Source organism: Cryobacterium sp. N22 (assembly GCF_002929555.1).
Lineage (GTDB): Bacteria > Actinomycetota > Actinomycetes > Actinomycetales > Microbacteriaceae > Cryobacterium.
This window is the reverse complement of record NZ_PJJP01000039.1, coordinates 610944-631849: the sequence shown is the minus strand read 5'-3', so window position 1 is coordinate 631849 and position 20906 is coordinate 610944. Positions and strand designations below refer to the sequence as shown.

Below are 20906 nucleotides of genomic sequence, written 5' to 3'. Positions count from 1 at the left end.
CGGCGGATGCGTAAGATGAGAGCCAGTTGTATGCAATGTCTGCGTGCGGCCGTCCGGTACCAACGGAATCGAGTTGGAGGGTCACGTGCGCGAAGTTCTGCGGTGCGCGATGGTCCCCGTGATGCTCGCCTGGCTGACCACTCTCGAGCGCAGGTTCCGCGGTATCCCGGTGCCGGCCGACGCCCCACAGGCCCATTCGCCGGGCATCGACAGCGACCGCATCCTCATCGTGGGCGGTGGCCCGGCCATCGGCTGGGGCGTACTCAGCCACAACCTGGCCCTGCCGGGGGCACTGGCCAGAGCGCTCACGGCCCGCACCGGTCGTGGTGCGGATGTCGATGTGATCGGCCGGTCGAGCATGACGCCGCGCTCCGCGCCCGAACACATCGATTTCGCCAACCTGTGGCGTTATGACGCCGTGGTGCTCACCCTCGGCATTGCCGATGCGGGCCGGCTCACGTCCACGCGGTCCTGGCGCACGGACCTCGGCAGCCTGGTCAATCAGATCCAGCGCTCGAGTTCCCTCGGCACCGAGGTCTTCCTCGCCGGGATCGCACCGCTGGCGTCGATGCCGGCCTTCAGCGGCCCGTTGGGCCGGCTGGCCGGACGTCAGGCGCTGCGGCTCAACGCCGTGAGCGAGGACGTGTGTGCCGGCGTCGACCGGCTGACCTTCGTGGGACTGCCGGGCACGCCGGTCGCCACCTCCGGCCGATTTCGGTCGGCGAGCGACTATGACTTTTGGGCGGAGGTGCTGGCCGATCGGATGGCCGGCTCGCTGGAGCCCCTGCGACGCGCCGACGGGGTAGCGGAACGCGAGGATCAGGGCCGCACGCCCGAGGAGATCGAGGCCGCGCGGCACCGGGCGCTGATGGCGCTGAACCTGCTCGACACCGCGCCGGAGGAGCGATTCGACCGCATCGTGGCGCTGGCCAGCTCGTCACTGGGCACCAGCGCGGCCGCCTTCACCGTTCTCGACGGTGACAGGCAGTGGCACAAGTCGACGGTCGGCCTCGCGGTCTCCGAGATTCCTCGCAGCGCGTCGTTCTGCACCGTCACCGTGCTCGAACCGGCCGCCCTGGTCGTGCCCGACGCGCTGCTGGACGACAGATTCCGGGACAACCCCCTGGTCGTCTCCGGCCCCAGGATGCGCTTCTACGCCGGATTCCCGATTGAATCCCCCTCGGGCGAACGCATCGGCGCCCTGTGCGTGTACGACGAGAACCCTCGCTCTCAGGAGGGAGTTGACGTGGTTCTGCTGCGCGAGTTGGCGTTGCTGCTGCAGAACGAACTCTGGCAGTGGGCCGGCGCCGCCATTCCGACGCCGTAGGAACGGCGCCGTTTCCTCAGGGAACCGGCGAGGCGATGGCCTCCAGGGCCTGCTGGTGCAGCAGGCCGTTGGTGGCCAGGGCGCTGCCGTGCCAGGGGCCGGCCGCGCCGTCGGCCGAGGTGAACACGCCACCGGCCTCCTGCACGATGGGCACCAGGGCGGCCATGTCGTAGGGCTGCAGGTCGAATTCACCGGCGATGTCAAGGTGCCCCTCGGCGAGCAGCATGTACGACCACATGTCGCCGTAGGCCCGGGTGCGCCACACCTGCCGGGTGAGTGACACGAGTCCGTCGAGCCGGCCGGCCTGATCCCACTGCTGGATGCTGCCGTAGCTGAGGGACGCGTCGGCGAGCGTCTCGACGCCGGAGACATGCAGACGCGTGGGCACGGCCTCGGGAAGGCGGGCATCGCTCGACCACGCGCCGCCGCCGGTCGCGGCCCACCAGCGCTTGCCCAGGGCGGGGGAGCTGACGACGCCGAGCACCGGCACCCCGTCGATCGCCAGGGCGATCAGGGTGCCCCAGATGCTGATGCCCCGGAGGAAACCGGCGGTGCCGTCGATGGGGTCGATGATCCACTGCCGGGTCGTCGACCCGGCCGTGCCGAACTCCTCACCGAGGATCCCGTCGCGGGGGCGCCGCTCGGCCAGGAGGGCGCGGATAGCGCGCTCGACGGCCTGGTCGGCATCCGTCACCGGGGTACGGTCTGGCTTGGTGGTGACGACAAGGTCGAGGGCCTCGAAGCGGGCCATCGAGATCGCATCGGCCGTATCGGCCAGCTCGAGGGCCAGCGTAAGATCATCGGCGAGGGTGGGCGGCAGGGTCTCGGTCACGCTCCCCAGAATAGTGACTGGTGCGCGACACGCCGATGCCAGCGCTCGATTGGCGCGAGCGAAGAAACAGATGGTAATGTCTCATGTCGGCAGGGAAGTCCCGCCGCGAAATACGCACCTCTAGCTCAATTGGCAGAGCAGCTGACTCTTAATCAGCGGGTTCCCGGTTCAAGTCCGGGGGGGTGCACCACACGAAGGAAAAGCCCGGCCGCGAGTATGCGGCCGGGCTTTTTCGTACCCGGAACGACCACTTAAACTGTGAGCAGGCTGAGTGTGACGCGGGCCCCGGAACAGGCTGGCACGTCGGCACGTTGTGCCCAGGGAATGTCCGCGTAACGAACGTCCACCACGGAGGAGAGAGACACTATGAGCACAACCACGCAGAAGGCGACCCTGGCCGGCGGCTGTTTCTGGGGCGTCGAGGAACTCGTGCGCAAGCGCGACGGCGTTCTCTCCACCCGGGTGGGTTACACCGGCGGCGACACTCCGAACGCGACCTACCGCAACCACGGCGACCACGCCGAGGCGATCGAGATCACCTTCGACCCCGAGCGCACCAACTTCCGTGAGCTGCTGGAGTTCTTCTTCCAGATCCACGACCCGTCCACCAGGGACCGCCAGGGCAACGACCGCGGCCGCAGCTACCGGTCGGCGATCTTCTTCGCGGATGCCGAGCAGGAGCGGGTCGCCCGCGACACCATCGCGGACGTCGACGCATCCGGCATCTGGCCCGGCCCCGTGGTGACCGAGGTGGAGCCGGTCGGCGACTTCTGGTTGGCCGAGCCCGAGCACCAGGACTACCTGCAGAACTACCCCAACGGCTACACCTGCCACTTCGTGCGGCCGGGCTGGGTTCTGCCGCGCCGTGAGCAGGCCGCGAGCTAACCAGACCCCAGCGCGGAGCCCGGTCCTGCTCGCGCTGCCGTTCGCGGGCCGGTGGCGGGCGGGCAACAGCCCGGCCCGCCGGGTGCCGAGCCATGGCACCGATCTGCTCGGCGAGCGCTACGCGATCGACTTCACCGGGGTGGATGATCGCGGGCGCACAGCCGCCCACCGCGACTGGGGCAGCTACTTCGGCACCGAACCACCGGAGCGGTTCTTCGCCTTCGGCCGGCCCATCCTGGCGCCGGCCGCCGGCGTCGTTGTCGACGTGCACGACGGCGAGATCGACCACGTGGCCCGGCGGTCACAGCTGAGCCTGCTGCCGTACCTGCTGGGGCAGGCGTCTCGGCTCCGCAGGGGAGTCGGAGCCATCGCGGGCAACTACGTCATCATCGCGCTCGCCGAGAGCGCCGGGTACGTCGCCCTCGTGCACCTGCGTGCCGGTTCCCTTCGTGTCCGTGCGGGCGACACCGTTCAGATCGGGCACCCGCTGGCTGACTGTGGCAACTCCGGCAACTCCACCCAGCCGCATGTGCACGTGCAGATCATGGACAGCCCGGACCTGTCCATCGCCCGGGGGCTGCCGGTGGCCTTCCGGCGCTACCGGGAGTGGCCGGCCGGCGCGACGCATCCCGAGCACCGGGAGATCGGCATCCCCGGCGAGGGGGCCATCGTCGAAGCCCTGGCGTAGCGGGGGTGACCACGATTGCGGCCGCAGCGTTGTGTACGGTCGTACTGACCCTCACACCAGCACCTTCGTCGGGAGACCCATGACCACGCTTCTTCGGCTCGGACCGATCGGACACGAGACGCCGGCGATTGAGGTCGATGGGGTTGTGTACGACCTCAGCCCGCTGACGGCGGACATCGACGGTGCCTTCCTGGCGGCGGATGGCATCGCTCGGGCGCGCGAAGCGGCCCGCAACTCGCTTCCCGTCCTGCCCGGTGCCGCCGCGTTGCGCGTCGGCGCGCCGATCGCCCGGCCCATGGCCGTGCTCTGTATCGGACAGAACTACGCGGCCCACGCTGCCGAGTCCGGGAACGCGGCACCGACCACACCGATCCTGTTCTTCAAGCATCCGAATACCGTCGTCGGAGGCTTCGACGACCTGGTGCTGCCCAAGGGGTCCGCGACGGTCGACTGGGAGGTCGAGCTGGGCGTGGTCATCGGCAAGCGGGCGAGCTACCTCGATTCCGTGGAGGATGCCCTCGACTACGTCGCAGGCTTCACGGTCAGTCACGATGTCTCCGAGCGCACCTGGCAGAAGGACCTCTCCGGTGGGCAGTGGTCCAAGGGCAAGATCGCCGCCGGATTCAACCCGCTGGGCCCCGGACTGGTGCCGACCGACGAGGTCGACCCTCAGGCGCTGCGGATCTGGTCGGCGGTCAACGGTGAGAAGCGTCAGGACTCCAGCACCGCTGACATGGTCTTCTCCGTGGCCTACCTGGTCTGGCACCTCTCGCAGTTCTCCGTGCTCGAGCCCGGTGACCTGCTGAACACGGGCACCCCCGAGGGCGTCGCCATGTCGGGCCGCTTCCCGTACCTGGCCGCCGGCGACACCATCGAGATGGGCATCGACGGACTCGGCGCCCAAACGCAACGCGTGGTGTCCTGGGAACCTGCCGACTGAGCACCCTTCGCGCCGCGGCCGGATCGCTCTACTGTGTAGCCCATGTCAACTCGACCCGGCCTGGTCACATTCATCGCGGTGATCGTCTATATCAACGCTGTGCTCACCATCATCGGCGGGGTCATCCTCCTCATCGCCGGTAACTCGGCGGAGGTAGACACCGCAGTGGGCGGCGCCGGACTGGCATTCGGCACCGGCGTCATCGCCATCGTGCTCGGCGTCATCACCCTCCTCGTGGCCCGGGGCCTGTTCCGCGGTTCAAACCTGTCCAGGGGCATCGTCGCCGGCCTCCAGATCCTCTCCGCGATCAACGGTGTCTTCAGCCTCGTACACGGGGAGGTGGCGGTGGGAGTGGTGAACATCCTGTTCGCCCTGCTTGTGATCAGCATCCTTTACTCCAGCCGTGCGAACGCGTTCTTCAGGTACTGAATGCTCGGGCCATTGACAGCTGTGGGACCCCGGGCAATCGTGGACCATTCAGAGGGTCATTCCGCCCACCGGTGGATATCGCCGCGCGCGAGGGCTCCAGCGTCGTCCACAGAGGAGCCGTCACCATGGCCAAGAACTCGACCGCTAAGAATACGACCGCTAAGCGGCCGACCACGAAGAACCAGACAAAGACCTCGACCGCGAAGACCTCGACTGCGAAGACCTCGACTGCGAAGAACCCGACCGCTAAAAAGCCGACGACCAAGAACTCCACCGCCAAACGTTCGGCCGCGAAGCGATCGACAACTCAGGCCCCGACCGCCAAGCGTTCGGCTGCGAAGAAGGCGCCCGCCAAGAAACCGACCACCCCACGCCCGACCAGGACGCCTTCGAGCGCAGAGCATCAGGCCACCGCGCCCCGGAAGGCGGAGCACCCCTACGTCGCCGAGCGCGCCGCACGAGGCAAGGCGGCGCGCCTCCAGACCCCCCGCGCCAGCCACCGCGGCTGGGAGCCGGCTGCCGACCGCCCCGACCCCGTCGCCCTGATCGAGGAGCAGAACCGCACTCGGGTGCCCGACCTGGTGCCGGTGCGGCACGGGCGCATGATGGCTTCGCCGTTCACCTTCTACCGGGGCGCCGCCAAGATCATGGCGACCGACCTCAAGGACACCCCGCGCGCCGGCCTCATCGTCCAGCTCTGCGGTGACGCGCACCTGTCCAACTTCGGGGTGTTCGCATCCCCGGAGCGCAACCTCCTCTTCGACCTCAACGACTTCGACGAGACCCTGCCCGGTCCATTCGAGTACGACGTGCTGCGCATGACGGCGAGTTTCACGATCGCGGCCCGCAACAACGGATTCAGCGCCGCGGACATCCGGAAGGTGACCCTGGAAGCCGTTCGCTCCTATCGGGAGGGGATGGCCCAGTTCGCCTCGATGCGCACCATGGACATCTGGTACGCCAAGATGACGGAGGAGGAGATGCTGGCGGCCATGGATATGGCCAGGGCCACCCAGAAGGGCAAGCTGGCGCGCAAGACGTCCAAGGCACTCGAGAAGAATGTGCTGAAGAACGCCGCGAAGGCGCGCTCCCGCGACAGCATGCAGGCCCTGTCCAAGCTCGCCGAACTCGTCGACGGCCAGTACCGGATCATCAGCCAGCCGCCGATCGTGATGCCGGTCCGCGATGTCGCGCAATCCCTGGGGTTGTCGCCGGACGAGATCCAGGCGGCGGTCCTGGAACAGTTGCGGTCCTACCGGGAAACCCTGCAGGATGACCGGCGGCGGCTGCTCGAACGCTTCGAGGTGGTGGATGTGGCCCACAAGGTGGTGGGTGTCGGCAGCGTCGGTAACCGGGCGTTCATCGCCCTGCTGCAGGGGCGCGACGAGCAGGACCCGCTGTTCCTGCAGGTGAAGGAGGCCACGGCATCCGTGCTCGAGGACCACCTGCCCAAGAGCATCTACGAGCAGCCGGGGGAGCGGGTGGTGCAGGGGCAGCGGATGATGCAGGCCGCCAGCGACATCTTCCTGGGCTGGACCAAGGGAGTGCAAGCCGACCGGTACCTGTACTGGCGTCAGCTGCGTGACATGAAGGGCTCGGCGATCGTGGAGGCGATGGTGCCGATGGGGATGAACCTCTACGCTCACGCCTGCGGCTGGACCCTGGCCCGCGCCCACGCCAGGTCGGGCGATCCCGTCGCGATCGCGGCGTACCTGGGGAAGAGCGACAAGTTCGACCGTGCGATCACCGACTTCTCCAACCGGTACGCCGACCAGAACGAGAAGGACTACGAGGCCTTCCTCGAGGCCGTACACACCGGCTGGCTGGAGGCCCGGGAAGGCGTCTGAGCCGCCAGCACGCCCGCAACTGTTGCCGAAGCGGACAAATGGGCCCGGTGCGCCGGGCGCAATTGTCCGGAACGGGAACAGAAGCCGCCGTACGATGGCAGGACACCGCGCAGGAACGGCGGCATGGCGGCAGCACCCAGGCGAGGAGACGGCGACGTGGCGAAAGCACCCACGGTCTACGACGTCGCCGAACGCTCCGGCGTCTCGATCGCCACCGTCTCGCGCGTGCTGCGCTCGCCGGCTGCGGTGCGGGAGCACACCAGGGAGCGTGTGCTCGCCGCCGTGACCGAGCTCGGCTACGTACCCAGCGCCGCGGCCAGGGGCCTCGCCGCCCGGCGCACCAATGTGATCGGACTGTTCTTTCCCGGCCACGACGAAACCGTGCCGGACCAGCCCGTCGACTCGGCGCGCGGTGACACCGTGCCCATCGTCGACGACGACTCCGACGCCTCCTCCGACACCGAGAACCTCTACTTCGACGAGGTGCTCCGCGGCGCCGAGATCGAGGCCTGGCGCCGCGGTTTCGCCCTGATGGTGGCCGCCGGGCGCGGTTCGAGCCGGGAAGCCCTGGTCACCGACATCGCCGGCCGGGTGGACGGCCTCGCCGTGCTCGCCCGCACCGTGCCCGACGAGCTGCTGACCTACGTGGCCCGCCGCATCCCCGTAGTGATCCTGGCCGGGGCCCAGCGCGCCGACGACTTCGACCACGTCAGTGCGAGCAACGGCCCCGGCATGCGCACCCTGGCCAACTACGTGCTGCAGGACCACGGGGTGCGCGACGTCGTGTACATCGCCGGACCCACTGATTCTCCCGACGACGCCGAGCGGCTGTCCGGCTTCCGCGACGCCCTCGCCGACTCCGGTCTGGCCGAAAGCAGCGTGCGCATCCTGCGCAGCGACTTCACCCGCGACGGCGGCCGGGCCACGGCGGCACGGATCCTGGCCACGGACCGGCCCCGCGCCATCCTCTGCTCCAACGACGAGACCGCGCTGGGCGTGCTCGACGTGCTCGAACAGCGCGGCATCCGGGTGCCCGATGACGTTCTCGTGACGGGCTTCGACGGCATCAGCGCGGGCCGGCACTCCCGGCCGCGGCTCACCACGGTGCACCAGCCGATGGTGGAGCTGGGCCGTGCCGCCGTGCATGCCATCACGGCCCGGCTCGACGACCCGAATCTCGAACCGCAGTCGTTCACCCTGCCCGTCGAGGTCGTGCTGCGGGAGAGCTGCCCACGCGTCTGAGCGAGCACCTGGTGCTGCGGTGAGAAGCCCGTGCTTGCAGTCTCTTAATGTATGCGCTTACAATTGAAGACAATCTCAACGTCGACTGAGGAAACCCGGTAGTAATGATGCAACCCACTCGATCTCGGCCCGATCAGGGCCTCTCCGCGATCCGGCTGCTGGACGCGATCCCCAAACCTCGCACGGTCGTCGCGTGACCGCTCCGTTCGGCGCCCTGGCGCTGGCGCCCGGGTTGGTGCACTTCACCGTCGACACCGCTGCCGGGCCGCTCACCGCGTTCCGGGCGATGCCGGCGGGCGAGCGCCGCGGCGTGGCCCTGCTGGTGCCCGGCTTCACCGGCTCGAAGGAGGACTTCCGGCTGCTGCTTCCGCTGATCGCGGCGCACGGCTGGGAGGTCGTGGGCTACAGCCAGCGCGGCCAGGCCGATTCCGCCGCCCCGGTGGGGCTCGAGAACTACCGGCTCGATGACTTCGCGGCGGATGCCGTCACGGTCGCGCACGAGATCGGCGCGGGCGGCCCCGTGCACCTGGTGGGCCACAGCCTGGGCGGCCTCGTCGCCCGGGCGGCGCTGCTGCGTAGCCCCGCCTTGTTCAGTGACCTCACCATGCTCTGCTCCGGCCCCGGCGGCCGGGCCGGGGTGCACGAGGCCGACGCCGAGCTGGTGGCCTCGCAGGGCACGCTGGCCATCTGGGCGCTCGATCACCCGGCCGGCAGCGCTCTCACCGCCGACGACGAATTCGTGCGCGACCGCCTGATCGCCTCCTCGGTCGACAACTACCTCGGCTGCGCCCGCATCCTGCAGAGCACCCCGGACTCCTCCGACGCCGTGCGGGCCACCCGGGTGCCCACCCTGGTCGCACACGGCGACACCGACGACGCCTGGCCCATCCCGTCGCAGCGGTTGATGGCGGAGCGGCTCGGCTCTCAGTACCGGGTGATCCCACAGGCCGGGCACCTGCCCAACCTCGACAACCCCGGCTTCACCGCCGACGTGCTCAACGATTTCTGGGCATCCACCAGCTGATTTTCGTCTGAACACCGCACCACCGCTACCCAAGGAGATCCTTCCATGCTCACTTTCCCCCAAGGCTTCCTGTGGGGCGCCGCGACCGCCGCCCACCAGATCGAAGGCAACAACGTCAACAGCAACTGGTGGCCCAAGGAACACGCCAACGGCACCACCATGGTCGAACCCTCCGGAGACGCCGCAGACAGCTTCCACCGCTACCGCGAGGACATCAAGCTGCTCGCCGACCTGGGCCTGGACACCTACCGGTTCAGCATCGAGTGGGCCCGCATCGAGCCGGAGCGCGGTTTCACCTCCCGCTCGGCGATCGATCACTACCGCCGTATGGTCGACACCTGCCACGAGTTCGGCATCGAGCCGATCGTGACCCTGATGCACTTCACCGTGCCGCGCTGGTTCGAGAACGACGGATTCTGGCGTGCGCCGGATGCCGCCGACCTGTTCGCCCGCTACACCGAGCTCGCCCTGCCCGTCGTGGCCGAGGGTGTGAACTACGTGTGCACCATCAACGAGCCCAACATCGCCGCGATGCTCGCCGGCGGAGAAGACGCCGCCAACCTGGTGGCGCACGGCCTCCCGGACCCCGACCTGCAGGTGGCGGATGCCCTGCTGCTTTCGCACCAGCGCTCCCGCGAGGTACTGAGCCAGGTGAGCCAGCTGAAGACCGGCTGGACCGTCGCCACGCAGGCCTTCGTGGCCGTTGACGAGGAGGGCGCGGACGAGAAGCTCGCCGAGTACGCCTACCCGCGCGAGGACTGGTACCTGGAGACCGTGAAGGGGGACGACTTCGTGGGTGTGCAGGCGTACACCCGCACCTTCATCGGACCCGAGGGCCCCCGGCCCGTCGCCGAGGGCGTGGAGACCACCCTCACCGGCTGGGAGTTCTTCCCGCCGGCCGCGGGCATCGGCGTGCGCGCCGCCTGGGAGCTGACCGACCACGTGCCCGTGATGGTCACCGAGAACGGCATCGCCACGCAGGACGACAGCCGCCGGATCGCCTACACCCAGGGCGCCCTCGAGGGGCTGCACTCCTGCATTGACGACGGCATCGACCTGCTCGGCTACCTGCACTGGTCCGCGCTGGACAACTACGAGTGGGCGTCGGGCTTCAAGCCCACCTTCGGCCTGATCGGCTGGGACACGCAGACCTTCGCCCGCACCCCCAAGCCCAGCGCCAGCTGGCTCGGCGAGGTCGCCCGCCGCAACGGCCTGGAGCCGTCGGTCGCCCCCGCGGCCTAATCTGCCCCGCCCGTTGGTTGAGCTTGTCGAAACCTGGCGAGTCTCGACAAGCTCGACCAGCGAGGGGTGCGGCACACACGCTCGCCCCGTGGTCTAGACGAAGCGCTCGAGCACCGTTCCGTCGCGCACCCGTTCGACCCGCTTGACGTGCGTGGTGATGTCGCGCACCCCGCGGTACACCGCGAGCTCGGCCACATCCACGACCTTGGTCGAGGCGTGCGCCCGGGTCGGATGCGCGAACTCCTCGATGGACTGGAAGCTGTCGCGCCCGCGCGGCTCGGCGCTGAACCGCTGCGCGAAGCCGGTGTTCACGCGAGTGAGCTCGATGTCGGCCTCGTGCGCGGTGACCAGGCTGCGGGTGTCTACCGTGATCACGGTGTGGGCGTCGTCCCGGTACGAGCGGGCAGTGAGCAGCTCGTTCAGCCGCGTCTTCTGCAGGAAGAAGAACACCCGATCGTTCAGCATCGTGTACCACTCGCTGGGGGACAGGTCCTCCAGCGCGGCGGCCAGCGACGACTCGTGCATCGCCTTCTGGTGCCGGATGACGGCGGTGCCGTAGTCCGGATGCTCCAACTCCAGCGACTCGCCGCGCCGCTTGGTGAGGATCGCGGCCTGCGGCGCCCCCTGCCGCACGCCCCAGCGGGTGACGAGCGCGGCTGTGCTGAGCAGCCCATGCCGCTCGATCGACGGCCACGCTCCATCCGCTGCCACGTGGTACAGCTCGGGATAGAGGCGGATCAGGTCCTTGGAAAGCACGGGGCAAGCGTACCGCCGCTCCGCCGGCGAGTTGAGCGGGCTAGAGGTCGAAGGCCAACCGGGCGCCGAGTGCGATCATCACCACGGCGATGATGCCGTCCAGGACGCGCCAGGCCTGGGGGCGGGCGAAGATCGGGCGCAGTAGGCGCGCCCCGAAGCCGAGGCCGGCGAACCACAGCAGGCTGCCGGCCATGGCGCCGCCGGCCCACCACCAGCGCTCGGCGGCCTCCTGCTGTGAGGCGACGGAACCGAGCAGCACCACGGTGTCCAGGTACACGTGCGGATTGAGCCAGGTGAGGGCCAGAACCGTGCCGACCGCGACGCCCATTCCGGTGGCGCCGTTGGAGCCGGTCACCAGGAGCGCGCCGGGGCGGATGGCGCGCCGCGCCGCCCAGAGTCCGTAGCCGATGAGAAACGCGGCTCCGACGATGCGCACGACCACCATGGCCACCGGCGCTGCGTTGACCAGGGCACCCATGCCCAGTACTCCGGCCAGGATCAGCACCGCATCGGACAGTGCGCAGATCGCGACCACCGGCAGGATCACCCGGGTGCGGCCCTCGATGCCCAGCCGCAGCACAAACGCGTTCTGGGCACCGATGGCAATGATGAGGGATAGCCCGGTGACCAGGCCCAGCACAGCGGGCAGGAGGGTTGTCGCAGCGGTCATGCTTCCACGGTACGCAGCCGCAGCAATTCAGTCCAGCTACGCTTTCTGATGATGCGTAAGCTGAGCTTATGCAGCGCTTCACACTCGACCAGTTGGAGACCCTGCGCGCCCTGGTCGAGGACGGCACCTTCGAAAAGGCCGCCCGCCGGTTGCACGTCACGGCGTCGGCGGTCTCGCAGCGGGTCAAGGCCATGGAGCAGTCCTGCGGCCGGGTGCTCGTTCAGCGCACCACCCCGGTCGAACTCACGGCCGCCGGTGCCGTGGTGCTGCGGTACGCGCGCCAGGTCGAGCTGCTGGAGGCCGACACCGAGCGAGCCCTGCGGGAGAACGGGTCCGCCGAGCGGCCCGTTCTGGTCTCCCTCGCCGTGAACGCCGACAGTCTGGCCACCTGGTTCCTCGGCGCGCTCGCCGGGGTGGCCGACGAGTTCGACATCACCTTCGACCTGCACCGGGAGGATCAGGAGCACACGATCTCGTTGCTGCGCTCCGGCGCCGTGATGGCCGCGGTCACCTCCGACCGGGAATCCATCCAGGGCTGCGTCACCGAGCCGCTGGGCCGGATGCGCTATCGCGCGGTCGCCACGCCGGACTTCGTGACCCGCTGGCTCGCCACCGGGCTCGCCACGCTGTCTGAGGCGCCCGTGGTCACCTTCGACCGCAAAGACGACCTGCAGGATGCCTTCCTGCGGGCCCACGCGGGCGGGCCGGGGGACCCACCGCGGCACTTCATCCCCACCTCCCACGACTTCGCGCGCGCCGTGGCGCTGGGCCTGGGCTGGGGTGTGTTGCCCGAGCAGCAGTGCCTGGCGGAGATCGCCGACGGCCGTTTGGTTGAGCTGGCGGCGGCGCATCCGGTGGACGTGCCGCTCTACTGGCAGCGCTGGAACCTGTCGTCGCCGCTCCTGGACGCCGTGTCGGCAGCGGTGCGCGCACAGGCCGAGCGAACCCTGCGGCCGCTCAGGGAATGACCTAGCGGGACCCGGCCTACAGGTCGGTGTGCGCCAGCGGCGTTCCGCTCACGCTCGCCCGGATCTCGACGCTACGGATCTGATCGACGCTCAGGTCGGTCGATGCGGCGAGGTTTTCGGTGCTCGGGCTGGTCGCCGTCCAGGTCGCGAGCACCGTGGCGGTGCCGTCCTGATCGGTCATCACCATGTCGTAGTCCTGGGGGCCGTTGTCCTTCCAGAGCTGGTTGAGGTACACGCACGACCAGTCGAACCGGGTGCCCCAGTCGGTGTCGGTGATGGTCAGGGCCGCGGTGAGGGCGTCGGCCTCCACGGGTTCCATGGCCACGACCGTCGTCGAGGTCGTTCCGGCCGATGCGGGCGGTGCCGGTGCAGACGGTTCGGCCAGCCCGGCCTGCGGCGTGGGGGAGGTCGCCAGGGCAGCGCCGAGGACCCCGCCGCCGAGCGCGAGAACGGCAGCGACAGCGGTGCCGGCCACAGCCAGGCGTATCCGGTTGCGCCGCGTGCGCCTGACGGCCGCGCCGGCCAGCCGCTGCACCGCTCCTGGCTGGTGCAGTGCGTCGCGCAGATGCGCGTCGCTGGGATGCGCGGCGGAGGGATGCGCGGCGGAGGGAGCTTCGTCGGTGAGGGCCACGGCTTCCGCCGCGGGCAGGGCGGCCAGGATGCCGGGCAGCCCGGCGAGTTCGGCGACGGCGCCGGCGCAGGCGGGGCAGGTCGGCAGGTGGCGTTCGAAGGCGTGCCGGTCCTCGGGGCTGAGCGCGCCGAGCACGTAGGCGGCGTCCCACTCGCGGAAGCGGTCGGAGGTCATTCGGTGACCCCTCTTTCCTGTAGGGCGAGCCGCATTGCTCGCAGGGCGTAGTGCAGGCGGGACTTCACGGTGCCCTCCGGCACCTGTTGGCGCTCGGCGATTTCCGCGATCGACTGCCCGAGGTAGTAGGCACTCACCAGCACCGTGCGGTGCTCGGGGGTGAGCGCGGTGAGGGCATCGGTGAGCAGCCAGCGATCCAGGATGGCCTCGGTGGCGTCGGTCGACGCCGTCTCGGGCAGGTCGTCGGTCGAGATCTCGCGGGCGTAGCGTGCGCTCCGCCGGTCGTCGATGACGAGGTTGCGGGCCACCGTGAACAGCCAGGCGCGGGCGGCGTCGTCATCCCGGTCCAGCAGCGCCGGACGCTTCCAGGCACGCAACAGGGTCTCCTGCACGACGTCCTGCGCGAACCCGTAGTCCCCGGTCAGGCGCACCACATACCGAAACAGTGCCGGCCCGTGGGCATCGTGCAGAGCCCGCAGAAGCTCCGCGTGTGGTTCTGTCACGGTCACCTCCCGGTCTGCCCGATGCCCACGATGAACACGTGCTGGACTAATTCTGCGCGACGAAGAGCTCGAACTCGACGGAGCCGGCGTCTTCGACCGACACGAAGCCGAGGTCGGGTGCGTCGACGCCGTAGTCGCTGAACGTGATCGGGATGCTGCCGACGACCTGGCCGCCGGTGTCGGTGAGTGCGGCCTGCAGCTCGACGGTGACCGGCTGGGTGACGCCGTGCAGGGTGAGTTCGCCGGTGGCGCTCAGGGTCTGCGCGACGCCGGCCACCGGAGCCTCGAGGGTGACCGGTTCGGTGAGCGTGAACGTGGCGGTCGGGAAGTCGCCGGCCTCCATGGCGGTGTCGCGGAAGTAGGCGTCCCTGGCGCCTTCGTCGGTGGCGATGCTCGCCACGTCCACGGTGATCGTCGCGGCGGTGAGGGAGAGTGTGTCCACGGTGAGCTCACCGGTGACGTCGGTCGTGCGACCGGTCACGGTCACGTCGTTGCCCTGCAGCACCTCGTCGACGCGGTAGCCCGCGAACGAGTCCGCTCCAACGCTCCAGGTGCCCGAGAGATCGTCGGCGTTCACCTCGGTAGCCGCATCCGTTGCGCTCGGGGCTCCGGCGGCGATGGTGGGGGCCGCCTCGACAGTGCTGTTGGCGTAGTCGGCATAGACCGCCGGTCCGAACGCCAGGGCGGCCCCGCCGATGACGAGAACTCCGCCCGCAATCCACAGCCCGATCTTCGTCTTCTTCTGCATGTCACCCTCATGGTCATTACGTTTGGTTGGCGCGGCGGATGGTGGTCATCCACTCTGAACAACGAGACCGCGGCGCAAAAGGTTCAGTCAAAGCCGAAAATTTTCTCGGGGACCTAGCCGGTTCGACCGCTGATGCGCCGGCCCAACTCGGCCGCGGCGTGCTCCACGGCGGCGGCGAGCTCCGGCCAGCGCTCCGGCGGCACACTGGAGCGGGCGAAGGTCACGGCGATACCGGCGGCGGGCCAGCCGCTGTGGTCACGCACGGCCACGGCCACGGATGCGATGCCCTCAGTGACATCGCCGTCCTCCGCCGCGTAGCCCTGCGCGCGCACCTCGGTCAGGAGCCGGCTCAGCTCGCGGTAGCTGCTCACGCTGCCGTGCACCGGGGTACCGCCGGCGTCGCGCCGCACGAAGGCGGACGGGTCGGGGAACAGCGCCCGGACCTGCGCGACCGGCAGCGTCGCCAGCAGCGCCCGGCCGCTGGCCGTGAGGTGGCTGGGCAGGCGCACGCCGACATCCGTCACCAGGGAGGGGCGTCGGGGTGCGCGCTCCTCCACGAGGTAGATCACATCGCGACCGTGCAGCACGGCCAGGTGCGCGCTCTCGCCGATCTTGTCGACGAGGGAGGCCAGGATCGGCCGGCCCAGCCGGGCCAGGGGCTCCTGGCGGGCAAAGCCACTGCTCAGCTCGAAGGCGGCCAGGCCGATGCCGTACCTGCGGGCCTCGGGGAAGTGCAGCACGAAGCCGAGCTCGGTGAGCACGCCCAGCAGCCTGTAGACGGTGGACCGGGGGAGCCCGAGTGTCTGCGCGATGGTCGACGCCGGCACCGGACCGCGCTGGGCGGCCAGGTGCGTGAGAATCTGCAGGGTGTGGCGGGCGGCGGGGACGTCGGCCTTGGTGGGTGCCGCACCACGCTCAGCTGTCATGCGATGAGGCTATCGTTTCGACGTCTCCCCAGGGCGCACGCCGGTTGCCGGTTCGGCAAGCGAGTTTGTCGCCGCCTCGCCGACGAGGGAGGATGCAGACATGCACACCAACAACACTGCCCGCGAACCCCAGGAGCCCGACGCGATCGGAGACTTCTGGGATCAGCGCTACGCCGGCAATGAGACCCTGTGGAGTGGACAGCCCAATGCCACGCTGGTCAGCGAGACGCGAGAGCTGCGGCCGGGACGGGCCCTCGACGTCGGCTGCGGCGAGGGCGCCGATGCCCTGTGGCTGGTGGCACAGGGCTGGCACGTCACGGCGCTGGATGTCTCGCGAGTGGCACTCGAGCGCGCCGCTCGCCAGGCCGAACTCGCCGGGGCCGCCATCGTCGGCGGCGCGGTGCGCTGGCTGCACGCCGGACTCGTCGAGGCGGCCCTGCCGGCGGCGAGTTTCGACCTGGTCTCCGCGCAATACCCCGCCCTGCTGCGCACCGACGAGAACATCGCGGAGCGCGCCCTGCTGGCTGCCGTCGCGCCCGGGGGCGTGCTGCTCATCGTGCACCACCCCACGCCCACCGCCGAGGAGGCCACCGCGCACGGCTTCGATCCCGACCTGTACGTGAGCCCGGCCCACGTCGCGGCCCTTCTGGACGACGACTGGCGGATCGACGTCAACGAAACCCGGCCCCGACACGTGGCCACCGGGGCCGGCGCCCACCACACCGAAGACGTCGTCGTACGGGCGCGGCGCCTGCGCTGACCCAACCGGCCGTCGCACCGGTCGCCGCGCCGCAGTCGGAGCCTGCCCTTCGATTACCCAAGTCAGGGTGGATACCCGCGCTGACCTGCCAATAGGCCCCCCGAACGACGGGCGAAAACGACCCTGACCGGGGATTCGGGCGTGTCGAGGTGCTAAGCTCGGTGACGGTCTTCCGACCCCTCACCAGGACGCGAACGCGCAGCCCCCAGCCAGACGTGGGCCGCGGCGTACGTACGGTGAGGCCCAGACGGACGCGATCCCATGGTCGCTCCAGCCCACACCGCAACGGTGTCGAGGCCGGTCTCGGCCTACCCGTCCGACACAGCGAGCCCCGTGTAGTCGACCGCTCAGGCGGTCTATTCGGCGTGCTCCGGAGAATCCGTGACCGAAATCACCGCCGTCAAGGCAGAAGAATCCGCCAATGAGGCGGAGCAGACAACAGCAGCAACAACAGCAGTGGAACCCGGAATCGCCGTCAAGGCCGACCGGCTCTACAAGGCCTTCGGCCGCAAACCCCACGACATCGTCAAGAAGCTCCAGGGCGGCACCAGCCGTGACAAGCTCGCGCACCTGGGAACGGCCGCCGTCATCGATGCCTCCTTCGAGGTCAAGAGCGGTGAGATCTTCGTGGTCATGGGCCTGTCCGGCTCGGGAAAGTCCACGCTCATCCGCATGCTCAATGGACTACTCGAAGCCACCTCGGGAACCGTCACCGTCGGGGGAACGAACATCACCGGCGTTCCTGCGAAGAAGCTTCGTGAGGTACGCCGCCAGAGCGTCTCCATGGTTTTCCAGCACTTCGCCCTGCTGCCGCACCGCACCGTGATCGACAACGTCGCCTACGGCCTTGAAGTGCAGGGTATGCCCCGCGAGGAACGCCTCGCCAAGGCGCGCACCATCATCCGCCTCGTGGGACTGGACGGCTGGGCAGACAACCTGCCCGCCGAGCTGTCCGGTGGCATGCAGCAGCGGGTCGGCCTCGGCCGCGCCCTGGCCGCAGACACCGACGTGCTCCTGATGGACGAGGCGTTCAGCGCCCTCGACCCGCTGATCCGCCGCGAGATGCAGGAACAGCTCATCGAGCTGCAGGCCGAACTCGGCAAGACCATCATCTTCATCACCCACGACCTCAACGAGGCCATGTTCCTCGGCGACCGCATCGCCGTCATGCGTGACGGCCGCATCGTGCAGATCGGCACCCCGGAAGAGATCCTCACCGACCCGGCCAACGACTACGTCGCCCAGTTCGTGCAGGATGTCGACCGGGCCCGGGTGCTCACCGCCGGCAGCGTCATGGAGCCGGCCCGCTCCGTTGTCGCCGCGTCCGCCGGCCCGCGTGCGGCCCTCCGCACCATGCGGGACCTGCAGACCTCGGCCACCTTCGTTCTGGAGCGCGGCCGCAACTTCGTCGGGGTCGTCCGCGACCGCGACGTGCTCAAACAGGTGAAATCGGGTCACACCGACCTCCGCCCCATCATCCAGAAGGCCACGGCCGTGTCCGCCGACACCGCACTGGTCGACCTGGTGGAGCTGGCCGTGGAGAGCGACCTGCCCATCGCCGTCGTCGACGAGCGCAATCGCCTGCTCGGCGTCATCCCCCGGGTGACGCTGCTTGCCGCGCTCGGCAATGTCAGCACCACGACGGGGGAGTTGCCGGTGATGGAACCGCCGTCGACGATCTCGATGAGCATCATCACCGAGACCCTGCGCGAAACCGCGTCGGAAGGAGTACAGCCGTGATCCGTACAGCACTGATTGGGACCGACGTCAGCGAATTCCGTCTACCGCTCGGAGATTGGGCCGAGGGCTTCGTCGACTTCGTCACCGAATGGTTCGGCTTCGTCTTCGACTTCATCCGCGCCATCTTCGGCGGCGCCTACGATGTCGTCGATCTCATCCTGAGCACCCCGCCGTTCTGGCTCATCATCATCGTTTTCGGAGTTCTGGCCCTCATGGTCCGCGGGTGGAAATTCGCCGTGGGCACCGTCATCGGCCTCGGCCTGATTGTGGGCGTGAACCAGTGGGAGAACGCGATGGACTCGCTGGCCCTGGTGCTCGTCGCCAGCCTCCTGGCGATCCTGTTCAGCGTCCCGCTCGGCATCCTCTCGGCACGATCCCAGCTGGCCAGCACCATCATCAAGCCGATCCTCGACTTCATGCAGACCATGCCGGCGTTCGTCTACCTGATTCCGGCCCTGCTCCTGTTCCGGATCGGCGTCGTGCCCGGAATCGTCGCCACGATCATCTTCGCGATGGCTCCCGGCGTGCGGCTCACCGACCTCGGTATCCGCAGCGTCGACAAGGAAGTGGTTGAGGCCGGTCAGGCCTTCGGCGCGTCGCCGGGTCGCATCCTGCGCCAGATCCAGCTGCCGCTGGCGATGCCCACCATCATGGCCGGTATCAACCAGGTCATCATGTTGTCTCTCTCGATGGTCGTCATCGCGGGCATGGTCGGGGCCGGCGGTCTGGGTGGCGACGTCGTCGCCAGCCTGAACCGCATCGACGTGGCGCTCGGCTTCGAAGCCGGTGTGGCCGTCGTGATCCTGGCCATGTTCCTCGACCGCTTCACGGCGGCGCTCGGAACCGGAAAAACGCCGCTCGGCCGGCTGCTGAAGGCGCGCAAGCACCGCAGCACCCCTGCGGCGCCTACACCGGCCCAGGAGTCATCGGCCGAGGCCGAGATCGAGGCCTCCAAGCGGCCCGGCGTGCTCCAGCCCTCCTAACGCGAGCGCACTCGGCCCTACCAACCTGCACGACCCTGCACCACCCTGCCGCCCCACATTGGTGGCACGAAAGGATCACATGAAGAACCGTTCACTCAGCGTCATCGCACTCGGAGCCGTCGGGCTCCTCGCCTTCAGCGGTTGCGCAGCAGCCGAAGCAGAAACCGTCGGCGGCGGCAACTCCGACAACAAGGACCTCACCATTGCCGTGTTCAACGGCTGGGACGAGGGCATCGCGGCCTCCGAGCTGTGGAAGGCCATCCTCGAAGAGAAGGGCTACAACGTCGAGCTCGAGTACGCCGACGTCGCGCCGGTCTACGCCGGACTGTCCACCGGTGACTACGACCTCAATCTCGACGTCTGGCTGCCGAACACGCATGCCGAATACGTCGAGGAGTACGGTGACGACATCACCGACCTCGGAGCGTGGAACGAAGAAGCGAAGCTCACCGTTGCCGTGAACGCCGACGCGCCGATCGACAGTCTCACCGAGCTGGCCGACAACGCTGACTCGTTCAACAACACCATTGTGGGCATCGAGCCCGGCGCCGGCCTGACGGCCGCGGTCGAGAACAACTCCATCCCGACCTACGGTCTGGAAGGAATGGACTTCAAGACCTCGTCGACGGCAGCCATGCTCGCCGAGCTCACGGCGGCCACCAAGGCCGACGAGAACATCGCCGTCACGCTCTGGGAGCCGCACTGGGCCTACGGGTCCTTCGACCTGAAGAACCTCGAAGACCCCGAGGGCACACTCGGCGAGGCCGAGTCCCTTCACGCCTACGGCAAGAAGGACTTCTCGACCGACTACCCGCAGGTCACCGAGTGGATGTCCGGATTCAAGATGGACCTGGACCAGCTGTACTCGCTGGAAACCGCCATGCTCGTCGACTATGAGGGCACGGACTACGGCCCCGTCGTCGCGAAGTGGATCGAAGAGAACCAGGAGTACGTGGACACGCTCACCGAGTAGTCGACTGCCCCACCAGAGAACGGCCCGTGCTTTGCACGGGCCGTTTTCGTTCGTGTCCGGGCTGGGTCAGGCGCTTGCCCGCAGTTCGGCGCCGATGAACGCTGCCCAGGCGCCGGCCTTGCCGGTCTCGCCAGCGGCCAGCGGCCCCTCGGTGCCGTCGACAACGAAGCCGTGCGGCTTGGCCACGATGGTGGCGCCGGCAGAGTGCAGGGCGTGCGAGATCTTGGCCGCGGCATCCCCGTGGATGAACAGCTTGATGCGGGTGTCGAACGCGGCGGCCCGCACGCCGGCGAGGGAACCCGGTGCAAGGGTGCCCAGGAACCGGCGCATCCGATCGGTCGGTTTCCAGCCGTTGATCGGACACCCCACCACGAGAACATCCACGCCGTCGAGGCTGGTCTCGGTGATGTCGATGACGCTGAGGGTGGTGGTTCCCCGGCCCAATTCGGTGGCGATCACCTCGGCGATGGTGCGGGTGCTGCCGTAGTTCGTGTCGTAGACGACGAGTGCGTGCATGAGTCCTCCTGGGTCGTGGCGACGTTGGCCGACACGAGTCATAGTGGCCCCGGGCCTCTGGGCCGACAAGTGCGCCGGGTTCCGCCGGGTCAGACCCGGCCG

The 20906-nt window shown here is 68.9% G+C and carries 22 protein-coding genes and 1 tRNA gene; 15 read left to right on the top strand and 8 right to left on the bottom strand.

Annotated elements, in window-relative coordinates; translation table 11 throughout:
- Positions 1–85: 85 nt before the first annotated feature.
- On the top strand, positions 86–1327 hold the full coding sequence (locus CXY76_RS18430) for a GAF domain-containing protein (protein WP_146073502.1): 1242 nt from the start codon (positions 86–88) through the stop codon (positions 1325–1327).
- Positions 1328–1343: 16 nt separating this feature from the next.
- Here CXY76_RS18430 and CXY76_RS18425 read toward each other — a convergent pair whose 3' ends face one another.
- Positions 1344–2159 (bottom strand): inositol monophosphatase family protein, encoded by an 816-nt coding sequence (locus CXY76_RS18425; RefSeq protein ID WP_233200024.1) that lies wholly within the window; start codon positions 2157–2159, stop codon positions 1344–1346.
- 114 nt (positions 2160–2273) lie between these two features.
- On the opposite strand from CXY76_RS18425, the gene CXY76_RS18420 reads away from it, so the two are divergent.
- The 9 genes from CXY76_RS18420 (at position 2274) to CXY76_RS18380 (ending at position 10456) form a co-directional block, all read left to right on the top strand.
- Positions 2274–2349: transfer RNA gene (locus tag CXY76_RS18420), tRNA-Lys, on the top strand.
- Between the two features lie 176 nt (positions 2350–2525).
- Positions 2526–3044, top strand: a complete 519-nt coding sequence (gene msrA / locus CXY76_RS18415; protein WP_104167053.1) for a peptide-methionine (S)-S-oxide reductase MsrA — start codon at positions 2526–2528, stop codon at positions 3042–3044.
- A complete protein-coding gene (locus tag CXY76_RS18410) occupies positions 3025–3732 on the top strand; it encodes a M23 family metallopeptidase (RefSeq protein ID WP_104167051.1) in 708 nt (235 codons plus the stop codon). The genes msrA and CXY76_RS18410 overlap by 20 nt, the downstream gene beginning before the upstream one ends.
- 79 nt (positions 3733–3811) lie before the next feature.
- On the top strand, positions 3812–4672 hold the full coding sequence (locus CXY76_RS18405; RefSeq protein ID WP_104167049.1) for a fumarylacetoacetate hydrolase family protein: 861 nt from the start codon (positions 3812–3814) through the stop codon (positions 4670–4672).
- Positions 4673–4714: 42 nt separating this feature from the next.
- Positions 4715–5101, top strand: coding sequence for a hypothetical protein (locus tag CXY76_RS18400; RefSeq protein ID WP_104167047.1), 387 nt, complete (start codon positions 4715–4717; stop codon positions 5099–5101).
- 125 nt (positions 5102–5226) lie between these two features.
- Positions 5227–6948: a DUF2252 domain-containing protein gene (locus tag CXY76_RS18395; RefSeq protein WP_104167045.1), complete on the top strand. Its 1722-nt coding sequence runs from the start codon at positions 5227–5229 to the stop codon at positions 6946–6948.
- A 156-nt stretch (positions 6949–7104) separates the two neighbouring features.
- Positions 7105–8190 (top strand): LacI family DNA-binding transcriptional regulator, encoded by a 1086-nt coding sequence (locus tag CXY76_RS18390; protein ID WP_233200021.1) that lies wholly within the window; start codon positions 7105–7107, stop codon positions 8188–8190.
- 193 nt (positions 8191–8383) lie between these two features.
- Positions 8384–9214, top strand: coding sequence for an alpha/beta fold hydrolase (locus CXY76_RS18385; RefSeq protein ID WP_104167041.1), 831 nt, complete (start codon positions 8384–8386; stop codon positions 9212–9214).
- 45 nt (positions 9215–9259) lie between these two features.
- Positions 9260–10456 carry a glycoside hydrolase family 1 protein gene (locus CXY76_RS18380; RefSeq protein ID WP_104167039.1) on the top strand — a complete coding sequence of 399 codons (1197 nt, stop codon included), beginning with the start codon at positions 9260–9262 and terminating at the stop codon, positions 10454–10456.
- A 93-nt stretch (positions 10457–10549) separates the two neighbouring features.
- Here CXY76_RS18380 and CXY76_RS18375 read toward each other — a convergent pair whose 3' ends face one another.
- The gene (locus CXY76_RS18375; protein WP_104167037.1) at positions 10550–11212 is read right to left on the bottom strand and encodes a hypothetical protein; all 663 of its coding nucleotides are present in this window, start codon (positions 11210–11212) and stop codon (positions 10550–10552) included.
- A 40-nt stretch (positions 11213–11252) separates the two neighbouring features.
- Entirely contained in the window at positions 11253–11882 is a 630-nt protein-coding gene (locus tag CXY76_RS18370; RefSeq protein ID WP_104167035.1) for a LysE/ArgO family amino acid transporter, read from the bottom strand.
- Between the two features lie 68 nt (positions 11883–11950).
- Here CXY76_RS18370 and CXY76_RS18365 point away from each other — a divergent pair, with 68 nt between their 5' ends.
- Positions 11951–12850 carry a LysR family transcriptional regulator ArgP gene (locus CXY76_RS18365; RefSeq protein WP_104167033.1) on the top strand — a complete coding sequence of 300 codons (900 nt, stop codon included), beginning with the start codon at positions 11951–11953 and terminating at the stop codon, positions 12848–12850.
- Between the two features lie 16 nt (positions 12851–12866).
- Here the strand turns inward: CXY76_RS18365 and CXY76_RS18360 are convergent, their stop codons facing one another.
- The 4 genes from CXY76_RS18360 to CXY76_RS18345 all read right to left on the bottom strand — a co-directional run bounded on the left by CXY76_RS18360 (position 12867) and on the right by CXY76_RS18345 (position 15832).
- Positions 12867–13655, bottom strand: a complete 789-nt coding sequence (locus CXY76_RS18360; RefSeq protein ID WP_104167031.1) for an anti-sigma factor — start codon at positions 13653–13655, stop codon at positions 12867–12869.
- On the bottom strand, positions 13652–14158 hold the full coding sequence (locus CXY76_RS18355; RefSeq protein WP_104167428.1) for a sigma-70 family RNA polymerase sigma factor: 507 nt from the start codon (positions 14156–14158) through the stop codon (positions 13652–13654). The genes CXY76_RS18360 and CXY76_RS18355 overlap by 4 nt, the downstream gene beginning before the upstream one ends.
- 46 nt (positions 14159–14204) lie before the next feature.
- Positions 14205–14906, bottom strand: a complete 702-nt coding sequence (locus CXY76_RS18350; protein ID WP_104167029.1) for a YceI family protein — start codon at positions 14904–14906, stop codon at positions 14205–14207.
- 113 nt (positions 14907–15019) lie between these two features.
- Complete coding sequence (locus CXY76_RS18345; protein WP_104167027.1) at positions 15020–15832, bottom strand: IclR family transcriptional regulator; 813 nt, start codon at positions 15830–15832, stop codon at positions 15020–15022.
- 100 nt (positions 15833–15932) lie between these two features.
- Between CXY76_RS18345 and CXY76_RS18340 the strand changes: the two genes are divergently transcribed.
- The 4 genes from CXY76_RS18340 to CXY76_RS18325 all read left to right on the top strand — a co-directional run bounded on the left by CXY76_RS18340 (position 15933) and on the right by CXY76_RS18325 (position 20288).
- The gene (locus CXY76_RS18340; RefSeq protein WP_104167025.1) at positions 15933–16592 is read left to right on the top strand and encodes a bifunctional 2-polyprenyl-6-hydroxyphenol methylase/3-demethylubiquinol 3-O-methyltransferase UbiG; all 660 of its coding nucleotides are present in this window, start codon (positions 15933–15935) and stop codon (positions 16590–16592) included.
- A 456-nt stretch (positions 16593–17048) separates the two neighbouring features.
- Entirely contained in the window at positions 17049–18332 is a 1284-nt protein-coding gene (locus CXY76_RS18335; protein ID WP_104167426.1) for a glycine betaine/L-proline ABC transporter ATP-binding protein, read from the top strand.
- The gene (locus CXY76_RS18330) at positions 18329–19315 is read left to right on the top strand and encodes a proline/glycine betaine ABC transporter permease (RefSeq protein WP_233200019.1); all 987 of its coding nucleotides are present in this window, start codon (positions 18329–18331) and stop codon (positions 19313–19315) included. Before CXY76_RS18335 ends, CXY76_RS18330 begins: the two co-directional genes overlap by 4 nt.
- Before the next feature lie 79 nt (positions 19316–19394).
- A complete protein-coding gene (locus tag CXY76_RS18325) occupies positions 19395–20288 on the top strand; it encodes a glycine betaine ABC transporter substrate-binding protein (protein WP_104167023.1) in 894 nt (297 codons plus the stop codon).
- A gap of 66 nt (positions 20289–20354) precedes the next feature.
- Here the strand turns inward: CXY76_RS18325 and CXY76_RS18320 are convergent, their stop codons facing one another.
- Positions 20355–20804 (bottom strand): flavodoxin domain-containing protein, encoded by a 450-nt coding sequence (locus CXY76_RS18320; protein WP_104167021.1) that lies wholly within the window; start codon positions 20802–20804, stop codon positions 20355–20357.
- Positions 20805–20906: the final 102 nt, after the last annotated feature.

What these genes read in the sequence shown, in the direction of transcription:
- msrA (WP_104167053.1), top strand. Translation starts at nt 2,526, where the DNA reads ATGAGCACAACCACGCAGAAGGCGACCCTGGCCGGCGGCTGTTTCTGG.
- CXY76_RS18405 (WP_104167049.1), top strand. Translation starts at nt 3,812, where the DNA reads ATGACCACGCTTCTTCGGCTCGGACCGATCGGACACGAGACGCCGGCG.
- CXY76_RS18400 (WP_104167047.1), top strand. Translation starts at nt 4,715, where the DNA reads ATGTCAACTCGACCCGGCCTGGTCACATTCATCGCGGTGATCGTCTAT.
- CXY76_RS18395 (WP_104167045.1), top strand. Translation starts at nt 5,227, where the DNA reads ATGGCCAAGAACTCGACCGCTAAGAATACGACCGCTAAGCGGCCGACC.
- CXY76_RS18380 (WP_104167039.1), top strand. Translation starts at nt 9,260, where the DNA reads ATGCTCACTTTCCCCCAAGGCTTCCTGTGGGGCGCCGCGACCGCCGCC.
- CXY76_RS18370 (WP_104167035.1), bottom strand. Translation starts at nt 11,882, where the DNA reads ATGACCGCTGCGACAACCCTCCTGCCCGCTGTGCTGGGCCTGGTCACC.
- CXY76_RS18365 (WP_104167033.1), top strand. Translation starts at nt 11,951, where the DNA reads ATGCAGCGCTTCACACTCGACCAGTTGGAGACCCTGCGCGCCCTGGTC.
- CXY76_RS18360 (WP_104167031.1), bottom strand. Translation starts at nt 13,655, where the DNA reads ATGACCTCCGACCGCTTCCGCGAGTGGGACGCCGCCTACGTGCTCGGC.
- CXY76_RS18350 (WP_104167029.1), bottom strand. Translation starts at nt 14,906, where the DNA reads ATGCAGAAGAAGACGAAGATCGGGCTGTGGATTGCGGGCGGAGTTCTC.
- CXY76_RS18345 (WP_104167027.1), bottom strand. Translation starts at nt 15,832, where the DNA reads ATGACAGCTGAGCGTGGTGCGGCACCCACCAAGGCCGACGTCCCCGCC.
- CXY76_RS18340 (WP_104167025.1), top strand. Translation starts at nt 15,933, where the DNA reads ATGCACACCAACAACACTGCCCGCGAACCCCAGGAGCCCGACGCGATC.
- CXY76_RS18325 (WP_104167023.1), top strand. Translation starts at nt 19,395, where the DNA reads ATGAAGAACCGTTCACTCAGCGTCATCGCACTCGGAGCCGTCGGGCTC.
- CXY76_RS18320 (WP_104167021.1), bottom strand. Translation starts at nt 20,804, where the DNA reads ATGCACGCACTCGTCGTCTACGACACGAACTACGGCAGCACCCGCACC.